The organism is Streptomyces sp. LX-29 (genome assembly GCF_029541745.1).
Lineage (GTDB): Bacteria > Actinomycetota > Actinomycetes > Streptomycetales > Streptomycetaceae > Streptomyces.
Window position 1 is genome coordinate 7222379 of the sequence record NZ_CP089746.1, and the last position, 20817, is coordinate 7243195.

21 protein-coding genes are annotated in these 20817 nt (G+C 70.7%); 13 read left to right on the forward strand and 8 right to left on the reverse strand.

The annotated features are described in order from the left end of the window. Positions 1-62: 62 nt before the first annotated feature. The 4 genes from LRS74_RS30120 to mtnP all read right to left on the reverse strand — a co-directional run bounded on the left by LRS74_RS30120 (position 63) and on the right by mtnP (position 3210). Entirely contained in the window at positions 63-332 is a 270-nt protein-coding gene (locus tag LRS74_RS30120; protein WP_277743964.1) for a hypothetical protein, read from the reverse strand. Beyond that, entirely contained in the window at positions 329-886 is a 558-nt protein-coding gene (locus tag LRS74_RS30125) for a hypothetical protein (protein ID WP_277743965.1), read from the reverse strand. The genes LRS74_RS30120 and LRS74_RS30125 overlap by 4 nt, the downstream gene beginning before the upstream one ends. 107 nt (positions 887-993) lie before the next feature. Further along, positions 994-2199 (reverse strand): helix-turn-helix transcriptional regulator, encoded by a 1206-nt coding sequence (locus LRS74_RS30130; protein WP_277743966.1) that lies wholly within the window; start codon positions 2197-2199, stop codon positions 994-996. A 117-nt stretch (positions 2200-2316) separates the two neighbouring features. Further along, entirely contained in the window at positions 2317-3210 is an 894-nt protein-coding gene (gene mtnP / locus LRS74_RS30135; RefSeq protein ID WP_277743967.1) for an S-methyl-5'-thioadenosine phosphorylase, read from the reverse strand. A 251-nt stretch (positions 3211-3461) separates the two neighbouring features. Here mtnP and LRS74_RS30140 point away from each other — a divergent pair, with 251 nt between their 5' ends. The 3 genes from LRS74_RS30140 (at position 3462) to LRS74_RS30150 (ending at position 6969) form a co-directional block, all read left to right on the forward strand. Next, positions 3462-4322 (forward strand): adenosyl-fluoride synthase, encoded by an 861-nt coding sequence (locus LRS74_RS30140; RefSeq protein WP_277743968.1) that lies wholly within the window; start codon positions 3462-3464, stop codon positions 4320-4322. A 114-nt stretch (positions 4323-4436) separates the two neighbouring features. Next, positions 4437-6317 (forward strand): fluorothreonine transaldolase, encoded by a 1881-nt coding sequence (locus LRS74_RS30145; RefSeq protein ID WP_277743969.1) that lies wholly within the window; start codon positions 4437-4439, stop codon positions 6315-6317. Positions 6318-6399: 82 nt separating this feature from the next. Further along, positions 6400-6969, forward strand: a complete 570-nt coding sequence (locus LRS74_RS30150; RefSeq protein ID WP_277743970.1) for a helix-turn-helix domain-containing protein — start codon at positions 6400-6402, stop codon at positions 6967-6969. A 132-nt stretch (positions 6970-7101) separates the two neighbouring features. Here the strand turns inward: LRS74_RS30150 and LRS74_RS30155 are convergent, their stop codons facing one another. Both LRS74_RS30155 and LRS74_RS30160 read right to left on the reverse strand, forming a co-directional pair. After that, a complete protein-coding gene (locus LRS74_RS30155) occupies positions 7102-7758 on the reverse strand; it encodes a response regulator transcription factor (RefSeq protein ID WP_277744992.1) in 657 nt (218 codons plus the stop codon). A 31-nt stretch (positions 7759-7789) separates the two neighbouring features. After that, on the reverse strand, positions 7790-9226 hold the full coding sequence (locus tag LRS74_RS30160; RefSeq protein WP_277743971.1) for a cation:proton antiporter: 1437 nt from the start codon (positions 9224-9226) through the stop codon (positions 7790-7792). A gap of 366 nt (positions 9227-9592) precedes the next feature. Here LRS74_RS30160 and LRS74_RS30165 point away from each other — a divergent pair, with 366 nt between their 5' ends. Further along, positions 9593-10138, forward strand: coding sequence for an adenine phosphoribosyltransferase (locus tag LRS74_RS30165; protein ID WP_277743973.1), 546 nt, complete (start codon positions 9593-9595; stop codon positions 10136-10138). Between the two features lie 69 nt (positions 10139-10207). On the opposite strand, the gene LRS74_RS30170 is transcribed toward LRS74_RS30165, so the two are convergent. After that, positions 10208-10882 carry a response regulator transcription factor gene (locus LRS74_RS30170; protein WP_277743974.1) on the reverse strand — a complete coding sequence of 225 codons (675 nt, stop codon included), beginning with the start codon at positions 10880-10882 and terminating at the stop codon, positions 10208-10210. Between the two features lie 354 nt (positions 10883-11236). Here LRS74_RS30170 and LRS74_RS30175 point away from each other — a divergent pair, with 354 nt between their 5' ends. The 3 genes from LRS74_RS30175 to LRS74_RS30185 all read left to right on the forward strand — a co-directional run bounded on the left by LRS74_RS30175 (position 11237) and on the right by LRS74_RS30185 (position 13599). Further along, positions 11237-11908: a hypothetical protein gene (locus LRS74_RS30175; protein WP_277743975.1), complete on the forward strand. Its 672-nt coding sequence runs from the start codon at positions 11237-11239 to the stop codon at positions 11906-11908. 241 nt (positions 11909-12149) lie between these two features. Continuing rightward, positions 12150-12767 carry a sigma-70 family RNA polymerase sigma factor gene (locus LRS74_RS30180; protein ID WP_277743976.1) on the forward strand — a complete coding sequence of 206 codons (618 nt, stop codon included), beginning with the start codon at positions 12150-12152 and terminating at the stop codon, positions 12765-12767. An 82-nt stretch (positions 12768-12849) separates the two neighbouring features. Continuing rightward, positions 12850-13599 (forward strand): aspartyl/asparaginyl beta-hydroxylase domain-containing protein, encoded by a 750-nt coding sequence (locus tag LRS74_RS30185; protein ID WP_277743977.1) that lies wholly within the window; start codon positions 12850-12852, stop codon positions 13597-13599. Between the two features lie 58 nt (positions 13600-13657). Here LRS74_RS30185 and LRS74_RS30190 read toward each other — a convergent pair whose 3' ends face one another. Next, complete coding sequence (locus LRS74_RS30190; RefSeq protein ID WP_277743978.1) at positions 13658-14188, reverse strand: copper chaperone PCu(A)C; 531 nt, start codon at positions 14186-14188, stop codon at positions 13658-13660. 606 nt (positions 14189-14794) lie between these two features. On the opposite strand from LRS74_RS30190, the gene LRS74_RS30195 reads away from it, so the two are divergent. The 6 genes from LRS74_RS30195 to LRS74_RS30220 all read left to right on the forward strand — a co-directional run bounded on the left by LRS74_RS30195 (position 14795) and on the right by LRS74_RS30220 (position 20776). Next, on the forward strand, positions 14795-16198 hold the full coding sequence (locus LRS74_RS30195; protein ID WP_277743979.1) for an MFS transporter: 1404 nt from the start codon (positions 14795-14797) through the stop codon (positions 16196-16198). Positions 16199-16268: 70 nt separating this feature from the next. After that, positions 16269-17360 carry a beta-ketoacyl-ACP synthase III gene (locus tag LRS74_RS30200; protein WP_277743980.1) on the forward strand — a complete coding sequence of 364 codons (1092 nt, stop codon included), beginning with the start codon at positions 16269-16271 and terminating at the stop codon, positions 17358-17360. After that, positions 17357-17596, forward strand: a complete 240-nt coding sequence (locus tag LRS74_RS30205; RefSeq protein WP_144383868.1) for an acyl carrier protein — start codon at positions 17357-17359, stop codon at positions 17594-17596. Before LRS74_RS30200 ends, LRS74_RS30205 begins: the two co-directional genes overlap by 4 nt. Before the next feature lie 87 nt (positions 17597-17683). Then, entirely contained in the window at positions 17684-18571 is an 888-nt protein-coding gene (locus tag LRS74_RS30210) for a TauD/TfdA family dioxygenase (RefSeq protein ID WP_277743981.1), read from the forward strand. Next, a complete protein-coding gene (locus tag LRS74_RS30215; RefSeq protein WP_277743982.1) occupies positions 18571-19107 on the forward strand; it encodes an FcoT family thioesterase in 537 nt (178 codons plus the stop codon). The genes LRS74_RS30210 and LRS74_RS30215 overlap by 1 nt, the downstream gene beginning before the upstream one ends. 64 nt (positions 19108-19171) lie before the next feature. Continuing rightward, the gene (locus LRS74_RS30220) at positions 19172-20776 is read left to right on the forward strand and encodes a fatty acid--CoA ligase (protein ID WP_277743983.1); all 1605 of its coding nucleotides are present in this window, start codon (positions 19172-19174) and stop codon (positions 20774-20776) included. Positions 20777-20817 lie beyond the last annotated feature (41 nt).

Consider the following 20817-nt stretch of genomic DNA (forward strand, 5'->3'; position numbering starts at 1 on the left):
GCCCTGGGTGGGCGCGCGCGGTGTCCGGCCGAGGCATGGAGCCGGAGACGAGCCCACCCGGTCTAGGCGCGGCGGCCGACCACCACGGTTTCGTCGTGGTGCGGGGCCCGCAGCACGATCTTGCGCGCCTCGGCCAGGGTCTCCTTGTAGCTGCCCAGGCGTCTCGTCCCCGTCGGGCACGCCGCAGAGTTCCGGCACTTGGGGCAGGCCGAGGCGTGGGTGAGGTAGTCCCTCCACGCCTCCTGAACGGGGGTGGTCTGGGGGCCGGCGGCCTCCAGCAGCGCCGCGCGGAGCTGCTGCCCGGCGGGACGCGTCGTGTGGCTGGACCTCACCGGGCTCGCCCTTCCAGCGCGCGGCGGCCGGCCGCGGCCTGGTCGAGCGGGTCGAGCTGCTTCGGGAAGTGCGGGGCGCAGTCCGGGCAGGCGTAGACGGTGCGGCCGGGGTTGCTGGCGCCGTGCGTCTCCGCGACGGCCACCGGCTGGTCGGTCAGCCGGTCGCACCGCTCACAGGGCTTCACGGCCTGGGCAGCGGCGAGCAGCGCGGAGTGCAGCCGGCCGGGGTCGGTGAGGTAGTCGCAGGGTTCCGGGGCCACGCGCCAGTGCAGCCCCGAGCCGCCCGTACGGTGCGCCGGGGGCACGGCGACGTATGACCCGGCGCTGAGCACTCGGCACAGTGTCCAGTCCGAGGCGGCGCCGGGCGCCACCAGCCAGTACCAGACCGCGCCATGGGCGTCCGCGATGACCGCCCCGGAGTCGTCCCCGAGGAGCGTCAGGGCGCGCACGCCGATCAGCGAGGGCACGCGCACGGCGTCCCACGATCGGCCGGCGGGCTGCGTCTCGATCTCGCCGCTGCTGGGCGGCCTCCACGGCAGTGAACGGATCGTCATGGTCGGCTCCATGTGCAGGGGGATGTGCTGGCTGCCACATCGTGCCGACGAACAAGGGGGCTGGCGTTGACCGATAGGCAACACCAACCCCCTTGACAAAGGATGGTTTACACGCCACTCCAGCGGGAGAAGGCCAGCAGATGCGACGACGCCCGCGGACGCGCCCGCAGAAGCACACCCACCGTCTGGCGCGTCGACGGGTGATATCGGGTCTGCAGCGGCGACACCTCCCGCGCCTTCTCCAGCGACTCCAGCGCGTCATCGAGACGTGCGCTCAGGGCCTGGGAGCGAGCCTTGTCGATCAGGAGCTGCCCATGCCGTGCGGCGGGGTAGTTCACGGGCACGCGGATTTCCTTCGCGATCGACAGCGCTTCGGCGTGCTCATCCCGATCACCAGCGGCAGCCACGGCGTGCTGCGCAACGTTCGTGGGCCCGAAGACGAGCATGTAGTGGTTGGTCTCACCGATCTCGCGCGCCATGCCCTCGGCCTCGCCCAGGTGCGCCTGAGAACCGTCCTTATCTCCCAGCAGCGCGCTCAGCTGCCCACCCTTGAGGAGCAGACCCCCGCGCACGGCCCGAGTCTGCGGCGTCCCGTCGTCATCCAGGTCTCGGAGGGCCTGCGCGACCAGGCGCAACCCTCGCTCCATCGAGGGCCCCTCAGTGGACAACTGCGCCCGCTTGAGCCGCTCAGCGGCCACCTGCCGGGGGTCACCAGATTGTGCGGCCGCCATGGCCATCCGGCAGAGCGCGAGCCGGGCAAGGTCCATGTAGCCGAACTTGTATGCGACGGAGAACGCGCCCAGGGCGGCCTCGGCCTGGAGCCAGTGCGCCAGCTCGCGGTCGCGGCCGGCCACGGTGTACAGCTGGGTGGCGTGCGAGAGCTCCGACAGAAGCGCCGGGGTGAGCTCGGCCAGGTCCGCGTACTCGGAATCCGTCCGAAGCTGCCGGACATGATTGATCACGTCCTGGAGCTCGGACAGTGAACGCGGGGCCGGGTCGTCGTCCTCCGGGGGGATGCCCCAGTCGTCGAGGGCGTTGCTCAACGGCGCGATCAGGCGATCAAGCTGATCCCGCCGCAACTGTTCGATGTACGGCTGTCCGTGCAGCACACTGACGCTGACGCTGAGCGCACGGGCTACGGCAGCCACTACCTGCTCGCTCGGCACCCTGGAGCCGCTCTCGATACGTGACAGCATGGAAGGGGATACGTGGCATTTCGCGGCCAACTCCCTGAGTGTCAGGTCGCGTAGGGTCCTGATCTCCTGGATACGCGCTCCCACGCCCCCGGCGCGTGTGCTGGTGTCGTCGGGCACACTGACTCCCGTCTACCGTTCTTGGGTCGCACTCAGAACGGTACCCCTGGTCGGCTCCAGGGGGATGTGTCGATCGGCCCCCGTCAAGTGAGGGGCTGTCGCCCTGTTGACCCCAGGTCAGGGCCGGCTCGTGACTTCCGAGACCCACCTGGAAGGGAACGCGGCGGACGAGTCGGCCTGCATCTGATGATCGGTCATCACCGCGCCGTCCAACGCCCGGTGGCACGTGCAGTCGTCCGGCGTGGAGGAGCGGGCGAAGCCGGACAGGGTTCGCCTGGCCACGGAGACGTTGGCGCTCATCACCTCGGCCACCGTGCGCGCGTCCACCGAGCCGTGTCGTGGGTGCCAGCAGTCGTAGTCGGTGACCAGGGCGAGCCCGACGTAGCAGAGCTCCGCCTCGCGGGCGAGCCGGGCCTCGGGCAGCGCCGTCATCCCGATGACGTCCATCCCCCAGGATCGGTACAGCCGCGACTCGGCACGCGTGGAGAACTGCGGGCCCTCGATGCAGCAGTAGGTGCCGGCCCCGTGGACCGAGGGGTGGGCCGCGCGGGCCGCCCGCTCCAGAGCCGGCCGCAGCCGCCCGCAGTACGGATCGGCGAGCGAGACGTGCGCCACCATGCCGTCGCCGAAGAAGGACGCCGGGCGCGCCCCACGGGTCCGGTCCACGAGCTGGTCCAGGATCACCAGGTCGCCCGGCGCGTAGTCCTCGCGCAGGCTGCCCACCGCGCTGACGCTGATCACCTCGCTCACCCCGAGCGACTTCAGGGCGTAGACGTTGGCCCGGGCCGGGATCTCGGACGGCGGGATCCGGTGCCCCGCCCCGTGGCGCGGGACGAAGGCGATCTGCCGCCCGCCCACCGTGCCCAGTGTCAGCGGTCCGCTGGGCTCGCCGTACGGCGTCGTCAGCGTGATCTCCCGGGCGTCCTCCAGGCCCTCGAGGGCGTAGAGCCCGCTGCCGCCGACTATGCCGAGATCCGCGGTCGGAAATCCGGACGCTCGTGCCTCGCGCATGGCGCAGACCTCCCGTGCGTAAAACGTCTGGGGCGTCGGAGCGCGCAAATTTAACATTCGCCGGTCGACCGGGTAAGGCGCAAAGGAGGTGGACCCGCATGTGACTTTCGATGTACCTCCGCCTGCCACCTCCGACCAATGGTCACCCAAGGACCGTGTATCTAGCATCGGACCCGTCGCAAGTAACCGGAGCGATCGCAGGAGGGACGCACGTGACCTCGAACGGAGCGCACCGCCCCATCATCGCCTTTATGAGCGATCTCGGCACCACGGACGACTCGGTGGCCCAGTGCAAGGGCCTCATGCTCAGCATCTGCCCGAACGTCACCATCGTGGACGTGTGTCATTCGATGACGCCGTTCGACGTCGAGGAGGGCTCCCGCTACATCGTCGACCTCCCCCGGTTCTTCCCCGAGGGCACCGTCTTCGCCACCACCACCTACCCGGCCACCGGCACCGAGACCCGCTCCGTCGCGGTGCGCATCCGGCAGGCCGCCCAGGGCGGCGCCCGCGGCCAGTGGGCGGGTTCGGGCGCCGGCTTCGAGCGCCAGGAGGGTTCGTACATCTACATCGCGCCCAACAACGGCCTGCTGACGCCGGTCCTGGAAGAGCACGGCTATATCGAGGCGTACGAGGTCAGCTCCACCGAGGTCATTCCCGAGCGCCCCGAACCCACCTTCTACAGCCGTGAGATGGTCGCCATCCCCTCCGCCCACCTGGCCGCCGGATTCCCGCTGGACCAGGTCGGACGGCCGCTGAAGGACAGCGAGATCGTCCGCTTCAGCCGGCCCGCGGTGGAGGTCGCGGGCACCGAGCTCACCGGCGTGGTCTCGGCCATCGACCACCCCTTCGGCAACATCTGGACCAACATCCACCGCACCGACCTGGAGAAGGCGGGCATCGGCTACGGACGGCAGATCAGGATCACCCTGGACGACGTGCTGCCGTTCGAGCTCACGCTGGTCCCGACCTTCGCCGACGCCGGTGAGGTGGGCAACGTGGTGGCCTACCTGAACAGCCGCGGCTACCTCTCCCTGGCGCGCAACGCCGCCAGCCTGGCCTACCCCTACCACCTCAAGGCGGGCCTGTCGGTCCGCGTCGACGCCCACTGACCACATCGCGCCGGGCCGGCCGCCGACGGATCCTCGCATCCCGGGCGGCCGGCCCTCGCGCATGCGCCCCGCCATCCCCACGCGACCCCGACGCACGCGGAGGAGCCGAGGATCATGCTGTCCGAGCGAGACGACGCCTTCCCGCTCTCCCTCGCGGCCATCGCCGACCTGATGGCCGAGGAGGAGGCGGAGCAGCGAGAGGTGCTCCACCTCACCGCCAACGAGACGGTGCTGTCCCCGCTGGCCCGGCGCGCCCTGGCGAGCCCCCTCGCCGAGCGCTATCTGCTGGAGCACCTGGACATGCGGGAGTCATCGCCCGCGCGCCTGAACAACCTGCTGCTGCGCGGCCTGGACCGGGTCAGCGCCATCGAGGCGTCGGCCACCGAGGTGTGCCGCCGGCTCTTCGGCGCCACCTTCGCGGAGTTCCGCTGCCTCTCCGGGCTGCACGCCATGCAGACCACCTTCGCCGCGCTCTCCGAGCCCGGCGACACGGTCATGCGGGTGGCCACCAAGGACGGCGGACACTTCCTCACCGAACTGATCTGCCGCTCCTTCGGCCGGCGCAGCTGCACCTACGCGTTCCACGACGACCTCACGCTCGACCTCGACCGCACCCGGGAGGTCTTCGCGCGGGAGAAGCCGCGGCTGCTCTACGTCGACGCGATGAACTACCTCTTCCCCTTCCCGCTCGCCGAACTGAAGGAGATCGCCGGCGAGGTGCCGCTGGTCTTCGACGCCTCCCACACGCTCGGGCTGATCGCCGGCGGCCAGTTCCAGGACCCGCTCGCCGAAGGGGCCGACATTCTCCAGGCGAACACCCACAAGACCCTGTTCGGGCCGCAGAAGGGAATCATCCTGGGCTCCGACCGGAGCCTCATGGAGAATGTCGGCTACACCCTTTCCAGCGGAATGGTGAGCAGCCAGCACACCGCCTCCGCCCTCGCGCTCTTCGTGGCGCTCCATGAGATCTGGTACGACGGACGCGAATACGCCGCCCGCGTGGTGGAGAACGCCCGGGGGCTCGCCGGACTGCTGCACGACCGCGGAGTGCCCCTGGTGGCCGCGGACCGGGGGTTCACCGCCAACCACATGTTCTTCGTCGACACCCGAAGCGTCGGCAGCGGCCCGCTGATCCTGGACCGCCTGGTGCGGGCGAACGTCTCCGCCAACCGGGTCGTCGCCTTCAACCACATCGACACCATCCGCTTCGGAGTGCAGGAGATCACCCGAAGGGGGTACGAGCGGGACGACCTGGTCCGCATCGCCGATCTGCTCGCCCCCCTGATCCTGGGGCAGGCCGAACCCGAGCGGATCCGCCCCCGGATCGCGGAGCTGGTACGGCGACCCCGCGCCCTGCGGTACACCGGGCGGACCGCCCCGGCCACCGAGCCGGCGCGCGCCTCGGTCACGGTGGCGCGTCCCACCGCCCCCGCCCGTCCGCGCTGGATCGGCATCGAGCTCCTGCCGGCCGGCGAACCGCCGCCCAAGGACGGCTGCGAACAGGCGCAGGAACTCGGGGCGCTGGCCGGCGCGTTCCCCCACCAGATCGACTCGGCCGGCAATGTGAGCTTCAGCGCCGACGACGGCCGGTTCTTCGTCTCGGCCAGCGGCTCGTACATCAAGAACCTCCTGCCCGAGGACTTCGTGGAGATCACCGGCCACGCCGGCTGGACCCTGCGCTGCCGGGGCGACGGGCACCCCTCCGCCGAGGCGTACCTGCACCATCTGCTGCGCGAGCGGGTCGGCGCCCGATACGTGGTGCACAACCACTGCATCCTCGGGCGGGACCTGGAACACGCCGACGAGCCCGGGGTGCTGGTCATCCCGCCGCAGGAGTACGGCAGCGTGGCGCTGGCCGAGGCCGTGGCGGGGGCCGCCGCGCACAGCCGGGTGATGTACGTACGTCGGCACGGCCTGGTCTTCTGGGCCCGGGAGTACGAGGAGTGCCGGGCGCTCGTGGAGGACCTCGCCCGCCGCACCGGGCGCCGCCGGTGAACTCCCGGGCTCCGTGACGCATATGCCGGTCCCCGCGCCGGGCGGGATAGGTTGACTACTCCGTACGAATACAGGAGCCGGCATGGACAGACAGGCGACGGACGCGGCGAGCGGCGTAGGGGTGACCGTCGGCGCCCAGGTGCGTCGGCTGCGCGAGTTCCGTGGTCTGTCGGTGGCGGAGCTGGCACGGCTGTCCGGGGTGAGCCGGGCCACGCTCTCGCTGATCGAGTCCGGGCGGGGCAACCCCACCATCGAGACCGTCTCCGCCGTCGCCGTGGCGCTGCGCCTGCCGCTGGGGGACCTGCTGGTCGACCCGACCCCGCAGTCCCCGGTGCTGCGCCGCGGCACCGGCGCCCCCGAGGTGAGTAAGCAGGAGCTGCTGGACCGGGTGGGCGCCGGTGGACTGAGCGAGATCTGGCGGCTGCGCATCGCCCAGGCCGGACGGCGGATCGACAGCCCGCCGCACAGCCGGGGCACCATGGAGCGGATCCTGGTGCTGGGGGGCGCGCTGCGGCTCGGGCCGGTGGAGCGCCCGGTGGTGCTGGGCAGCGGCGACTTCGTCTTCTTCGCCGCCGACGTGCCGCACTTCTACGAGGCGGCCGAGGACGACGTGGACGCCGTGATCGTGATGACCTACCCGGCCGCTTCGTAGCCCGGCCGACCAGGGGCCGTGCCGAGCCGGCACGCCGGCCCCGACCGGCCCCGGGTGACCCCGGTTGGTCCCGGCCGGCCCCGATCGGCCTCGGCTGCCTCCGCTTGCCTCGGCTGGCCCCGGCGGACCGGTCTATCCGACCGCGCCGTACCCCGTCTCATAGTCAACGGTCGGTGCCGCCGGCAGCGGGGGGACCATGCCGTGCTCCATCGCCTTGCGCACCGCCTCGGTGCGGCAGGCCGCGTCCAGCTTCGCGTAGACATTGGACAGATGACGCTTCACCGTGCCCTCGGTGATCAGCAGCTCGTCGGCGATCTGGGAGTTGCGCAGCCCCCGGGCGACCAGCACGACGATCTCCAGTTCGCGGTGGGTGAGCACGGTCGGCCGCGGCGCCCGCAGTTCGGCCAGGGTGCGCTGGGAGACGGAGAGCACCACCCGGTCCCGGCCGCGCACCACCCCGCGGATGGTGCCGCCCAACTCCTCCGGGGTGGTGCACTGGGGGATGGCCGCCCTGGCGCCGGCGGCCAGCACGCGCCTGACCGCCTGCGGGTCGTCCTGCGCCAACAGCGCCACCAGGCACGCGTACGGCGCGGCCGCCCGCAGGTGCGTCAGATCGGCGACGTGCGCCGCGGCCGGCGTGTCCACCCCGACCAGGACGACATCGGGCCGACGGCGGCCGAGTCGCGCCCGCGCCTCGGAGACCGTCGACCACTCTGCGACGATCTCGAAGGCGGCCTCGGCGGAGAGGACGTGCGCCAGCCCCGCGCGGTAGAAGACGTTGCCGGCCATCACCGCCACGCGGATCACCGGACGCGGAACGTCAGGCGGTCGTGCCCCGCGCCGCGCTGTCCGCCGCGTCGTCCGCGTCACCGGCGCGGCCGCGGCCCTCGGCCGCGTCGGGCCCGGCGGCCCGGTCGGAGCCGTCGCCTCCGTGGGATCCATCGCTTCCGTCATGGGGTGGAGCCTCCAGGCTGGGGGACAGGAGGGGGCGTTCCAGGGCGACCGTCCGGCCCAGCCACACCCCGGCGATCTGCGAGGTCACGATGGACAGCACCACCAGCGAGGTGAAGAACTCCTCGCTGATGATGCCCGCTCCGAAGGTGACGGAGGCCAGGATGATGCCGGGGCCGCCGCGGGCGTTCATCGCGACGGCGAGGTTTCCGGCCGCGGGGGCGCTCTGGCCGGCCAGCCGAGCGCCGAGCCACACACTGGTGAACTTCACCGCGCAGGCGAGCGCGAGGAACCACAGGAAGAACACCGGGTCGAAATGGCGGACGAGATCCAGTTTCAACCCGACGACCGCGAAATACACCGGAATGAAGAAGGCGAGCGACACGTTCTGCAGCGTCTCCCGGGAGGCCGCGGTGCGCCGCACCCCGGCGCCGCACATTCCCGCCGTCAGGGCGCCGAACATCGGGTCGATGCCCAGGCTCATACAGGCCAGGCACAGCCCGAAAAGGAAGACCAGAAGAAAGGCGGTGGGGCTGCGCCGGGCGAGGACGTTCCAGCGCGCGGAGGCCGCCACGGTGAAGACCCGCTTACCGCGCCAGAGGAGGAGCACCAGGAAGACCAGCGGGGCCACGCTGAAGTAGACCACGGCCCACGGAAGTGACTCCTCGCCGATCATTCCGCCGATTCCATAGGTGTCGCCGGACTGCGCCTGGGCGATTCCCAGCACCACGGCGAGAATCACATAGAGCACGACGTCCTCCAGCACGGCGACCGCCAACACCACGCGGGAGAAAGCGGTTCCCAGAATGCCGAGATCGAGCATGATCCGGGAGATGACCGGCACGCTGGTCACGGCGATGGCCATGCCGAAGATCAGCACCAGGGTGCCGCGCGAGCCGTTGTCGCCGGAGAGGCCGCCCAACGTGAAGGCGTAGCCGATGGCCAGCCCCGCGCCGAAGGGCAGCACCAGGCCGGAGACGGCCACGGCGGCGATGGTGCGGCGCTCCGGTCCGGTCGCCCGACCGCGCAGCTCGGCGCCGGTCAGATAGACCAGCAACAACAGCCCCAGGTGGTAGAAGACCCCCAGCGCATGGGCGCTGGGACCGTCTTTCGGAATCAACCATTCCTGCGCATCGGGAGCGATCGCGCCCAACACCGTCGGCCCCAGGAGCAATCCGCCGACGATTTCCCCGATGACCGGAGGCTGCCGCACGACCTTGAACGCGTAGGCGCCGCAATGCGCGACGATCACCAGCAGTACGAGGGAGATCAGCACATGCGCGACTTCGACGGTACGCAAGGACACCGGGCACCTCCGCCGTCGTTGAGTGGATTGGCCGCCAGCGGAGTTCCTACCGGTGACGGCGGCGGGGCGTCCATGAATCCGGGGCGAATATCCACCCTTTCCACCGTCGGTTCCGCCGTGAGAACTCATCCTTCCGACGGAGCGGCGGCCCACTGCCCTCCGGGGACGGAGGTGGCAATCAGCTGCCAGAGGGATGGTGCGCGGCGAACCGCTTCGGCACAATCGCGGGAACGCCTCAGCGGTGGGCACGCCGATATCTCCGCGCGGCCTCCACGGCCACCGATCGACACCCGCGGCACCGGCTCACACCCGCCCGCCACCCGCTGCGGCTCACGGGGACCCACATCACTTCCGGGGGGCGACACCATGGACGGGATCGGCATGGATGTCACGGCGAGACTGCGCGGGAAGATCCGGGAGGTCGCCGACCGACGGCGCGCCGGTGGCGTCGTGCGGGACATCACCCCGCTGCTCGCCGACGCGCGGCTCTTCGGGACGCTCGTCGAGACCATGGCGGACCCCTACTGGGGGATGGTCGACGTGGTGGTGGGCATCGAGGCGCGTGGCTTCATCCTCGGGGCCCCGCTGGCCGACCGGCTCGGCGCCGGCTTCGTCCCGATCCGCTGGGCGGGGAAGCTGCCGGGAGCGACGCTGGTCGAGGACGGGGAACCGGGGCCCGGCGGGACGCCGTTGGAGATCCGTGGCGACGTCCTCACCCCGGGGCAGCAGGTGCTCGTCGTCGACGACGTGTTCGCCACCGGCCGGACCGCGGCGGCCGCGACGGCACTGGTCCGCCGGGCGGGCGGCACGGTGGCCGGCTTCACCGCGCTGCTCGACCTCGGACTGCCCGGCGCCCTGGACCGCCTGGCGGGAGTGGAGTCCCGCTTCGTCCTGACGGCCGGACCGCGCTGACCCACCGGGCGTCGGTCGACCCGACGCCGTGCCCCGGAGGCGCGGGGTGGGGCGGCGCCCCGGCGCCGGTCACCGGGCGGCTCGTGGTGGCACGCTGATCAGCCCGGCGCCGTATGCCTTCGCCACCGCCTGAGAGCGGTTGCGCAGACCCAGTTTGGCCAGCAGCCGGGAGACATGGGACTTCACGGTGGCCTCGCCGAGCGAGAGACAGCGGGCGATCTCCCCGTTGGACAGCCCGGCGGCCATCAGCCGCAGTACCTCGAACTCACGGGCCGTCAGGTCGCCGAACCGGTCCGACCTGGTGGGCGCGTCCACCGTGCACAGGAGCGCCCACGGTTCCAGGCTGGCCACCACGCCCGGTGGCAGTACGGCGTAGCCGGCCGCGACCGTGCGGGCCGCGGCCACCAGCTGCCAGGGCGGATCGCTCTTGGCCAAAAACGCGCGGGCACCGGCCAACAGACCGCGCAGCGCCTGGGAGGAGTCGAAGGTCTGCGCGATGAAGACCACCCCGACCGGGTCCGCCGCGGTGCCGCGGGTCAGCAGCCGGGCCAGCTGGAGGCCGTCGACGTGCGGCGGGTCGAGTTCGGCGAAGACGACGTCGGGACCGAGCCGCTGGGCGACCTCCACGGCCTCGGCCGCGCCGTCCACCTCGGCGATGACCGTGATGTCCGGCTCGTCTTCCAGAATCTTTCGCAGCCCGCTGCGGATCAGCAGGTTGTGTCCGCACAAGAGGATCCTTATCAAGGCCGCTCCTCCTACGTCGCCGTGCAGCCGAGCCGTCGTCGCGCGACAAGCCGGGGCCGGCTGCGTTTTCCCCGCTGGATGGGAAAGCTGGTCCAAGCACGTACCGTCGGCAACTTCCATTCGGGACACTTTTGTCCACTGACAGGTGTGGTGCCTGAGTCGCCGGGAATCTGACGGTCGGTGATGTGGCCAGCGTCACGGAAGTGACTGAGTGCCTCGACGGTGTCTCGACAGAAAAGCTCAAGACTACCCAACCCGGGCCTTGTCTATGCCCTGTTGGCCCAAAGAACGCCTCACCAGCGCGAATAATGGCCGGGTCTCCCCTCTCGGGAGCGAGGCTGGCACGATGGTGCCATGACCATGAGGACGGCGCTCCGCGCCATACGTGCCGCGATCTTCGCGGCCGTGTGCACGCTGACCGCCGCCCTGGGGCATGTCCTCGCCTCCGGCGCCTCCGTGTCCTGGTTCTCGTTGGCAAGCGCTTTCCTCGTCACGGCCGTCGCCGCCTGGTGGCTGGCCGGCCGTGAGCGCGGCGTGCTCATGGTGACGGGGGCCACGGTGGCCGCCCAGATGGGCCTGCACTTCCTCTTCCGACTGCTCCAGCCGGAGGAGGAGACCGGCGCTCCGGTCCCAGCCCATGCGCACCACCATCACCAGGCCGCCCAGGCGGCGCACGGCGCGCACCACGTCCACGCCGGTACCGGCATTCCGCCGGACGCCTTCGGTCTCTCGGCGCTGTGCCAGTGCCACTGCGCCGTCGGCATGCTGCTGCTCCACGCCCTGGCCGCGCTGGTGTGCGGACTGTGGCTGTGGCGCGGCGAGGCCGCGGCCTTCCGGCTCGGCCGCTGTCTGTTCGCGGCCGTCTTCGTCCCCCTTCGCCTCGTCCTGCTGGCGGTGGCCGGGGCGCCCAGCCGTCGCTTCCGTGCCTTCGCCATGGGTGCGCGCCCGGTGCGTCGACTGCGCGGGGCGCTCCTGCAACACGCCCTCTCCCGTCGGGGACCGCCCGCCTTCGTCGCCTTCTGCTGAACCGCCCGTCGACCTCGTCCGCGCCGCACCGCGCGGCGCCGTCGACGCGCGGAGTACCGGCGTACCCGCCCGCCGCCGTCACCGGCGGTCCGCGCGCGCCGGGTGTTCGTTGCGTGGCTGACTCCGCGGCCGACTTCGTCCTGCCCGCCCGGCGCGGGCAGGGGGCCTCGCGGAGCACCCACCTTCCCCAGCCGGGTCGTGCCCGCTGATGCCGACCCGCGGCACCGAAGGACGATTTGTCATGCTTGATGCCCCGTATGCGGTCCCCTCCGTACCGGCGGACTCTCCCTACGACGACGAGGTGACCGCCTGGGCACTGGCCGCCCGGGACGGCAGCCCCTTCGCCGTGGAACGCCTCGTGCGCGCCACATACGATGATGTCTGGCGGTTCGTCACCCGACTCGTCGGTGAGGTGAACGGCGCCGACGACCTGACTCAGGAGACCTTCCTGCGGGCGCTGAAGAGCCTGCCGGGGTTCGCCGGGCGCTCCAGCGCGCGCACCTGGCTGCTCTCGATCGCCCGCCGGGTGGTCGTGGACCGCTACCGTTCGGCGGCGGCCCGGCCGCGGGTCGCCGACGTCGCGGACTGGCAGACGGCCGCCGAGGGGACGCAGCCGGCCGGGCTGCCCGGCTTCGAGGAGGGGGTGGCCCTGCTGGAACTGCTGGACGCGCTGCAGAGCCCGCGCCGGGAGGCGTTCGTCCTCACCCAACTGCTCGGCCTGCCCTACGCGGAGGCGGCGTCCGCCGCGGGGTGCCCGATCGGCACGGTGCGGTCCCGCGTGGCCCGTGCCCGCGAGGACCTGACCACCCTGTTGCGCTCCGCGGAGCGCGGCGAGGACCCGCTGGCGATGGCCGCCTGAGCGGCCCTCCGCCCGCCGGGCGATCGGTGCCCGGTACATACTCAGCACGCTGTGAATTCATGTGAACAGGCAGGAGACTGACATGACGCCAGAAATCGACAACGCCTTCGCCCTGGTCAAGGAGGAGTACGGCGCCGACTCGATCGAGCGGGTCGAGCGGATGCTGCAGCCGAAGAACGAGCGGCACCCGATGCAGAAGGGTGCCAAGTGGATCATGCCGGGGATATCCCAGCAGCCCTGGCACGACCCGTACGGCCACCCGGAACTGGAGCCGATCATCCGGGCCTTCGAGGCGAACCACGCCGCGATCAAGCAGGAGATGGAGACGGCCTGGGCGGAGCAGCGAGGCGAGTTCTCCGACTACGAGCACTATCTGACGCCGCAGCAGAACTGGCAGGCGCTCTATCTGTTCCGCAAGGGCGCCCTGGTGGAGGCGTCGCAGCCGACGGCCCCGACGGCGTACAAGGTGCTGAAGGAGTACGCGGTCGACACCGAGAAGCTGTGCCCGCTGCTGGAGAGCCACTTCTCGACGCTGCTGCCGGGCGCCCGGATCGCCCCGCACTGCGATCTGTGGAACTTCAGCATCAACCTCCACCTCGCGGTGGACATCCCCGAGGACTGCGGGATCACCGTCGCGGGGGAGACGCGCACCTGGGAGGAGGGCAAGTGCCTGCTCTTCGACTACTCCTTCGAGCACGAGGCGTGGAACTCCGACTCCCGTCCGCGCACCGCCCTGCTCATGGACCTGTGGCACCCCGACACCACGATCCCTGAGCGGAAGGCGCTGGTCTCGCTGATCACCGAGATCCGGAAGCTGATGGGCGAGAGCTGACCGGAGCGCACCACCGACCGGCCGCCGGTTCCCCTGGGAACCGGCGGCCGCCGTGCGTTCAGGGCCCGGTCCGCCCCGGTCCGGCCGTCACCGCGGTGACCCGGATCGGCCCGCTGTCCCGGAACCACAGGGTGAACGGGACCCGCTGCCCGGGTTTCAGCGCGGGCGGGTCGAGGATCATGACGTCCAGGGTGTCGCGGGTCATCCGCAGTCGGCCCTGGGCGGGGACCTCCACCGGCCCGGTCGGGCGCATCCGGGCGTCCCGGCCCGCCCCGCTCCGGCGGCCGAGGACCGTGATGCCCAGCGCGGGGGAGTCCACGGACTCCAGGGTGTCATCGGAGCCTCCCGTGTTGCGTATGTCGAAGAAGGCGGCGGTAGCCTCACGGTGTCCGGGCCAGTCGACGCGCGCGTCGACGACCTCGATCCGTGCCGGTGGCTCGCCGGCCGCTCCGGTCGCCGTGTAGCCGCTCAGCAGGACGAGCGACAGGACGCCGGCGCCCACCGGGACCAGTGCCGGGCGTGCGGCCGAGGCCGCGGTCCGCCATCGCCGCGCGGCCCCGGCGGGTCGGTCAGTGGACGCCGAATCCATCGGATGCCCTCCCAAGACGGTGGGCTCACGGTAGGGCCGACTCCGGCGGGGGGACCGCTGTTGAGTCGATCTGAAGAACTTTCGTAGCGCCGGGAACCAAACGGCAATTTCATCCGACTAATGAGGTCATAGCTTCAACTAGCGATTTTCCGGCCAGTCATGACTCGGTTTGGGCCACTCGCGCGCGCTGGTCAGCGTAGGGGGTGGCGAAAAACGTTCGTCTGGGCGAGCGTAGAATCCGACCAGTCGAACAAGGTTTTGTGCGTGGAACAGGCTTCTCCCGTATTCAGCCGGGATCTTTCGAGCAACTCGGCGGAGATCCGGGCGCGTTGGCGCGGAATGCGTAATTCCGCGTGGCCGAATCCGCCCGTGTCCGGAAGTCGTGAGCGAGCCGCGTCCGCCAGCTGGCAAGTCGACTCCTAGGACAGTCCAAAAATCAACGAGAGCGGTTGTCTTCGAACATAGATTGGGAGCAGATCCGGGGCGGCCGCCCTCTTGTACATATGCTCGATTCGCGCGATGCGCACGGTGGGCCGTCCGGAGTCGGCCCGTTCTCGGCAATACCTCGGGGGAGATTGTCCACTGATGTCCGCTATAAGTCCGCCCATGGCGCCGTCGCGGCAACGGCAGATGCTGCCGCTGCTGGTTCTGGCCACGGCACAGCTGGTCATCTCGCTCGACTTCAACATCGTCTACGTCGCCCTGCCCAGCATCGGCACGGAACTCGGCTTCTCCGACCAGGACCTGCAGTGGGTCGTCAGCGCCTATGTGGTGGCGACCGGCGGATTCCTGCTGTTGGGCGGCCGGGTCACGGATCTGCTGGGCCGCCGCCGGATGTTCGTCCTGGCCGCCCTGCTCTACGCCACCTCGTCGCTGGTCGGCGGGGTGTCCGGATCCGGCGGTGTCCTGGTCGCGGTGCGCGCCATCCAGGGGATCGGCGGCGCGCTGCTCTTCCCCGCCACACTCTCCCTGATCAACACCATCTACGAGGAGGGCCCGCGCCGAAACCGGGCGTTGGCCATCTGGGGCGCGGCCGGAGCCGGCGGCCTGTGCTTCGGCTCCCTGCTGGGCGGGGTGCTCGTGGAGGCGTTCGGCTGGCCCTCGGTCTTCATCGTCAACGTGCCGCTGGGCGGGGCGATCGCGCTGGCGGGATGGCTGCTGTTCCCGGCCGACGCCCCCTGGTCGCGGGAGCGGCGGTTCGACATCGCCGGCGCGGTGACCGCGACCACCGGAGTCACCCTGCTGGTCTTCGTCCTGGTCCACGGACCGGAGGCGGGCTGGGGCAGCCGGGAGGTGGTGCTGTGCGCGGTGGCCTCGGCGGTCTCCCTGGGCCTCTTCGCCGTCGTCGAGCGTCGCAGCGCGGACCCGCTCACCCCGGGGCGTCTGTTCGCCAACCGGGGGCTGTTGTCGGCGATGGCGCTGACCGCCGTCTTCAGCGCCACCTTCAGCTCGCTCCCGTACTTCCTGACCCTCTACTTCCAGACCGTGCACGGCTACAGCGCCCTGCAGACCGGGCTCGCCTTCCTGGTCCCCGCCGTGATGGTCGCGGCCGGCACCCAGGCGGGAGAGCGCGCGGTGGCGAAGCTGGGAGTCCGCACCACCCTGCTCAGCGGAATGACCCTGGGCCTGGTCGGCAGCGTGGCCCTCGCGATCGCCCTCACCGACCACGGCTCCTACCCTCGGCTGCTGCCCGGCATCGTGCTGCTCAGCCTCGGTCAGGGCGCCACCTGGACCGGGATGTGGATCGTCGCCGCCTCCGGGGTCGCCCCCGGAGACCAGGGCGTCGCCTCGGGTCTCGCCTCCACCACGCTTCAGGTCGGGGGAGCGGTGGGCCTCGCCATCCTGGTGGCAGTCGCCAACTCCGGGCTGTCCGGCCACGCCGGTGAGGCGCTGCGCCATGCCCAACTCGACGGCATCCGCACCGCCGTGTACGTGATCGCGGCCGGGATCTGTCTCGGAGTCCTCATGGTCCTCGCCCTGCGGAAGATCCCGGGCAAGCAGGGCCGCTAGCCCCGCCCGCCCTCCGGGACCCCTCCCGCCTCCCGCCGCCCCCCACGTCATGCCAACCGAGGAGAAGGTCATGCGCACCTCGACACCCCCCGCACCGGGACCGAGCGACCCGACCGCCGCCGTACGCCGGGACCGCGCCGCCGTCGTCTGCGGTGTGGGCGGTTACGTCCCGCCCCGTGTCGTCACCAACGACGAGCTGTCCCGGTTCATGGACACCAGCGACGAGTGGATCCGCAAGCGGACCGGCATCAGCCGGCGGCACTTCGCCGACCCCGGCCAGGCCACCTCCGACCTCGCGGCGGAGGCGGGCCGACGGGCCCTGGAGTCGGCCGGCGTCGACACCGTGGACGCGGTGGTCGTCACCACGACCACGCCCGACCGCTCCTGCCCGGCCACCGCGCCGCTGGTCGCCACCAAGCTCGGCCTGGAGGGGGTGGCGGCGTTCGATGTGAGCGCCGTGTGCACCGGCTTCGTCTACGGCCTGGCCTCGGCGGCCGGCCTGATCGCCACCGGCGTCGCCGAGCGGGTGCTGCTGATCGGCGCCGACACCTACTCCGCCATCCTCGACATGGAGGACCGGACCAACGCCATCATCTTCGGCGACGGCGCGGGCGCCGTGGTGCTGCGCGCCGGCCACGCCGACGAGCCGGGCGCGGTCGGCCACTTCGACCTCGGCAGCGACGGCAGCGGCGAAGAGCTGATCATGGTGGCCGCGGGCGGCTCCCGGCAACGGAAGAGCCCGGGCGACGTCAGCCGCCAGGACGAGCACTTCTCCATGCGCGGCAAGGAGGTCTACCGGCACGCCGTGCACCGGATGTCGGCCTCCGCCCGCGCCGCGCTGGAGCTCGGCGGCTGGAAGGCCGAGGAGGTGGACCACCTGGTCCCCCACCAGGCCAACATCCGCATCCTGCACACGGTGGCGGAGGAGCTCGGGCTCCCCAAGGAGCGCTGCGTCTCCAACATCGGTTCCGTGGGTAACACCGGAGCCGCGTCCATCCCGCTCGCCCTGGTCGACGCCGTCGGCGACGGCACCGTCAAGGCCGGCGACCGCATTCTTCTCACCGCATTCGGGGGCGGCCTGACCTGGGGCGCCTGTCTCCTGCGCTGGCCCTCCCTGCCACCGGTACGCCCCTCGCACGACAACGGAGGAACACCCGCATGACCACGACCACCTACGACCAGCTGGTCTCGATCCTGACGACGCTGCATGACGCGCCGGCCGACCGGATCAACCCCGAGGCCACCTATGCCGAGCTGGATGTCGACTCCCTGACCATGGTCGAGATCAGCCTGCGGGTGGAGCGCAACCTCGGCGTCACCGTGGAGGACAACGAGCTCCACGAGGACCTCACGCTCGGCGCCACCGCCGAGCTCATCGACCAGAAGCTCGCCCAGTAACCGACCGGCCACCGCCGGCCCATCCCCCCTGTCGACCGGCGCCACATGCCGGTCCGCACCTCGCATCACGGAAGGCACACCAGAGTCATGGAAATCAAGCCGCAGGAAGGCAAGAAGCTCGGCGCGACCGTCGAGGGCTTCGACTACGCCACCGCCAGCGAGGCGGACATCGAGACCCTGAAGCAGACCATCTACACCAAGAAGATCGCCGTCCTGAAGAACCAGGACCTGTCGCCGCAGCAGTTCCTGGAGCTCGGCAAGCGGCTCGGCACCCCGGTCACGTACTACGAGCCGATGTACCAGCACCCCGAGGTGCCCGAGGTCTTCGTCTCCTCCAACGTCCTCGAGGCCGGCAAGCAGATCGGCGTGCCCAAGACCGGCAAGTTCTGGCACGCCGACTACATGTTCATGCCCGACCCGTTCGGCATCACCCTGATCTACCCGCAGGTGATCCCGACCAAGAACCGCGGCACGTACTTCATCGACATGGGCCAGGCGTACGAGCGGCTGCCCGAGGACCTCAAGAACGAGATCCGCGGCACCAACTGCCAGCACTCCGTGCGCAAGTACTTCAAGATCCGCCCGTCGGACGTGTACCGCCCGATCTCCGAGATCATCGAGGAGGTCGAGACCAAGACCCCGCCGGCGCTGCACCCGACCACCTTCGTCCACCCGATGACCGGTGAGACCATCCTCTACCTCGCCGAGGGCTTCACCATGAGCATCGAGGACGAGAAGGGCAAGACCTTCGAGAACGACCTGCTCAACCGCCTCTTCGAGGCCAGCGGTCAGCTCGACGACACCTTCACCCACGAGAACATCCACCTCCAGACCTTCGAGCAGGGCGACATGCTCGTCTGGGACAACCGCAGCCTCATCCACCGCGCGCTGCACACCTCCGCCCCCGAGCCGACGGTCTCGCACCGTGTCACCGTGCACGACTCCAAGAAGCTGTACGAGAAGGCCGCTTCCTGATGACGGCACAGACCGAGCTGGCTCCGGCGGAGGTCCACCCGTCGGACCCCGCTCTGCTGGCACAGGTGCTGCGGCCCTACAAGGACCACTGCAAGTACCTGCTGTCGGCCGACGTCTCGCTCACGTCCGGCCGTGCCTCCGCGAGTGCCGAGTTCGCGATACCCGAGTCGTGCTACATCGACGACACCGGGCATCTCAACGCGGTCGAAGTCAACATCTGTTACAACCAGATGATGTACTACCTGGTCGCCAAGTCGGTCGAACAGGGACTGCTGGAGGAGTTCAAGTCCTGGACGATGGAGGACTACTGGAGGCACCAGCTTCCCGACATCCTCATCGCCCGGTTCAACAGCAACTTCCGGACCCCCATCAATCCCCGCTCGTTCTCCGGAGAGATGGAGTTCGTCTCCGTGACCCGGCGGGCGCCCGGCGGCCGGAAACCCTTCCTCGTCGCTGAGACGTCCTATCGGTACCGGGACGCCGACGGCGGGCGGTGCGACGGCGAGGCGACGCTCGCCTTCGTCAACATCACATAGCAAATCCCTTTCCCGGGCGGGCGCCCTCGCGGCGCCCGCCCGGGGAGCCGACGCGGAGACGGACATGGCCGATTCCACCGGGACGCAAGCCCGCGACACCAGGCTGTACTTCCCCCACCTGCAGACCCTCGACGAGACCGTGCGTTTCCACGCCGAGCGCCAGCCGCAGACCACGGCGGTGCGCTGCGAGGGGCGCTCCCTCAGCTATGCGCAGCTGCACCAGGAGAGCAACCGCATCGCCCACGCCCTGCGCGCGGCCGGGCTGAAGCCGGGCGCGCGCGTGGCGTACCTCGGCAAGGAGTCCGAGCACTACTACGAGATCCTCTTCGGCTGCGCCAAGAGCGAGACCGTCCTGGTGCCCATCAACTGGCGGCTGACCGCCCCCGAGGTGAGCCACATCCTGCAGGACTCCGGCAGCGAACTGCTCTTCCTGGAGGAGAGTTTCGCCCCGGTCCTGGAGCAGCTGGGCTCCGCCGCGCCGCGCACCGTGGTGCGGCTGGGCGCGACCGAGGCCGAACCGGACTCCTTCCCGGCCTGGAAGGCGACCCAGCCCGACACCGACCCGGCGGTCCGCGTCACCCCGGACACCCCGCTCGCCCAGCTCTACACCTCCGGCACCACCGGCCTGCCCAAGGGCGTGGTGCTCGCCCACCGCAGCTGCTTCGCCATCCGCGACGCGCTGGCCAGCGAGAACCTCGACTGGATCGACTGGCGCGAGGGCGACGTCGCCCTCATCGGCATCCCCGGCTTCCACGTCGGTGGACTGTGGTGGGCCACCCAGAACTTCAACGCGGGCGTGACCGTGGTCTCGATGCCCGCCTTCGCCGCCGGCGAAGCGGTGCGGCTCATCCGCGAGCTGGGGATCACCACCGCCTGCGTGGTGCCCGCCATGCTCCGGCTGCTGCTGGGTGAACCGGGCGTCACCCCGGAGGACTTCACCACCCTCCGCAAGATCGTCTACGGTGGGTCGCCGATCTCCGAGTCGCTGCTCGAAGAGAGCCTCGCCATGTTCGGCTGCGAGTTCGCGCAGATCTACGGGCTCACCGAGACCGGCAACACCGCGGTCTGTCTGCCCCCGGCCGACCATGTGCCCGGCGGCCCCCGGATGAAGGCCGCCGGCCACCCCTACCCCGGGATCGGCGCCAAGGTCATCGACGACAAGGGGCAGGAGCTGCCCGTCGGCGAGGTCGGCGAGGTGTGCCTGCGCACCCCGGCCCGCATGGTCGAGTACTGGGGCCTGCCCGACAAGACCGCGGAGACCCTGGTCGACGGCTGGATCCACACCGGCGACGCCGGCTACGTCGACGCCGACGGCTACGTCTTCATCAGCGACCGCATCAAGGACGCCATCATCGTCGCCGGCGAGAACGTCTACCCGGCCGAGATCGAGAACGTCCTGGAGCGACACCCGGGCGTCGCCGAGGCCGTGATCGTGGGGCGCCCCGACGATCGCTGGGGCGAGACCGTGCACGCCTTCGTGGTGGCCGCCCCCGGCGACCAGCCCAGCCCGCGCGACCTGCACCGCTTCCTGGCGCAGCGCATCGCCAGCTTCAAGCTGCCCGCCAAGTACGAGTTCATCGACCACGTGCCGCGCAACCCCAGCGGGAAGATCCTGCGCCGGGAGCTGCGCGACCGCTTCTGGGGCGATTCGGAACGCAAGGTCAACTGATCCGGCATCCGCGTCCGCCGATCCCGGCATCACCCGGCATC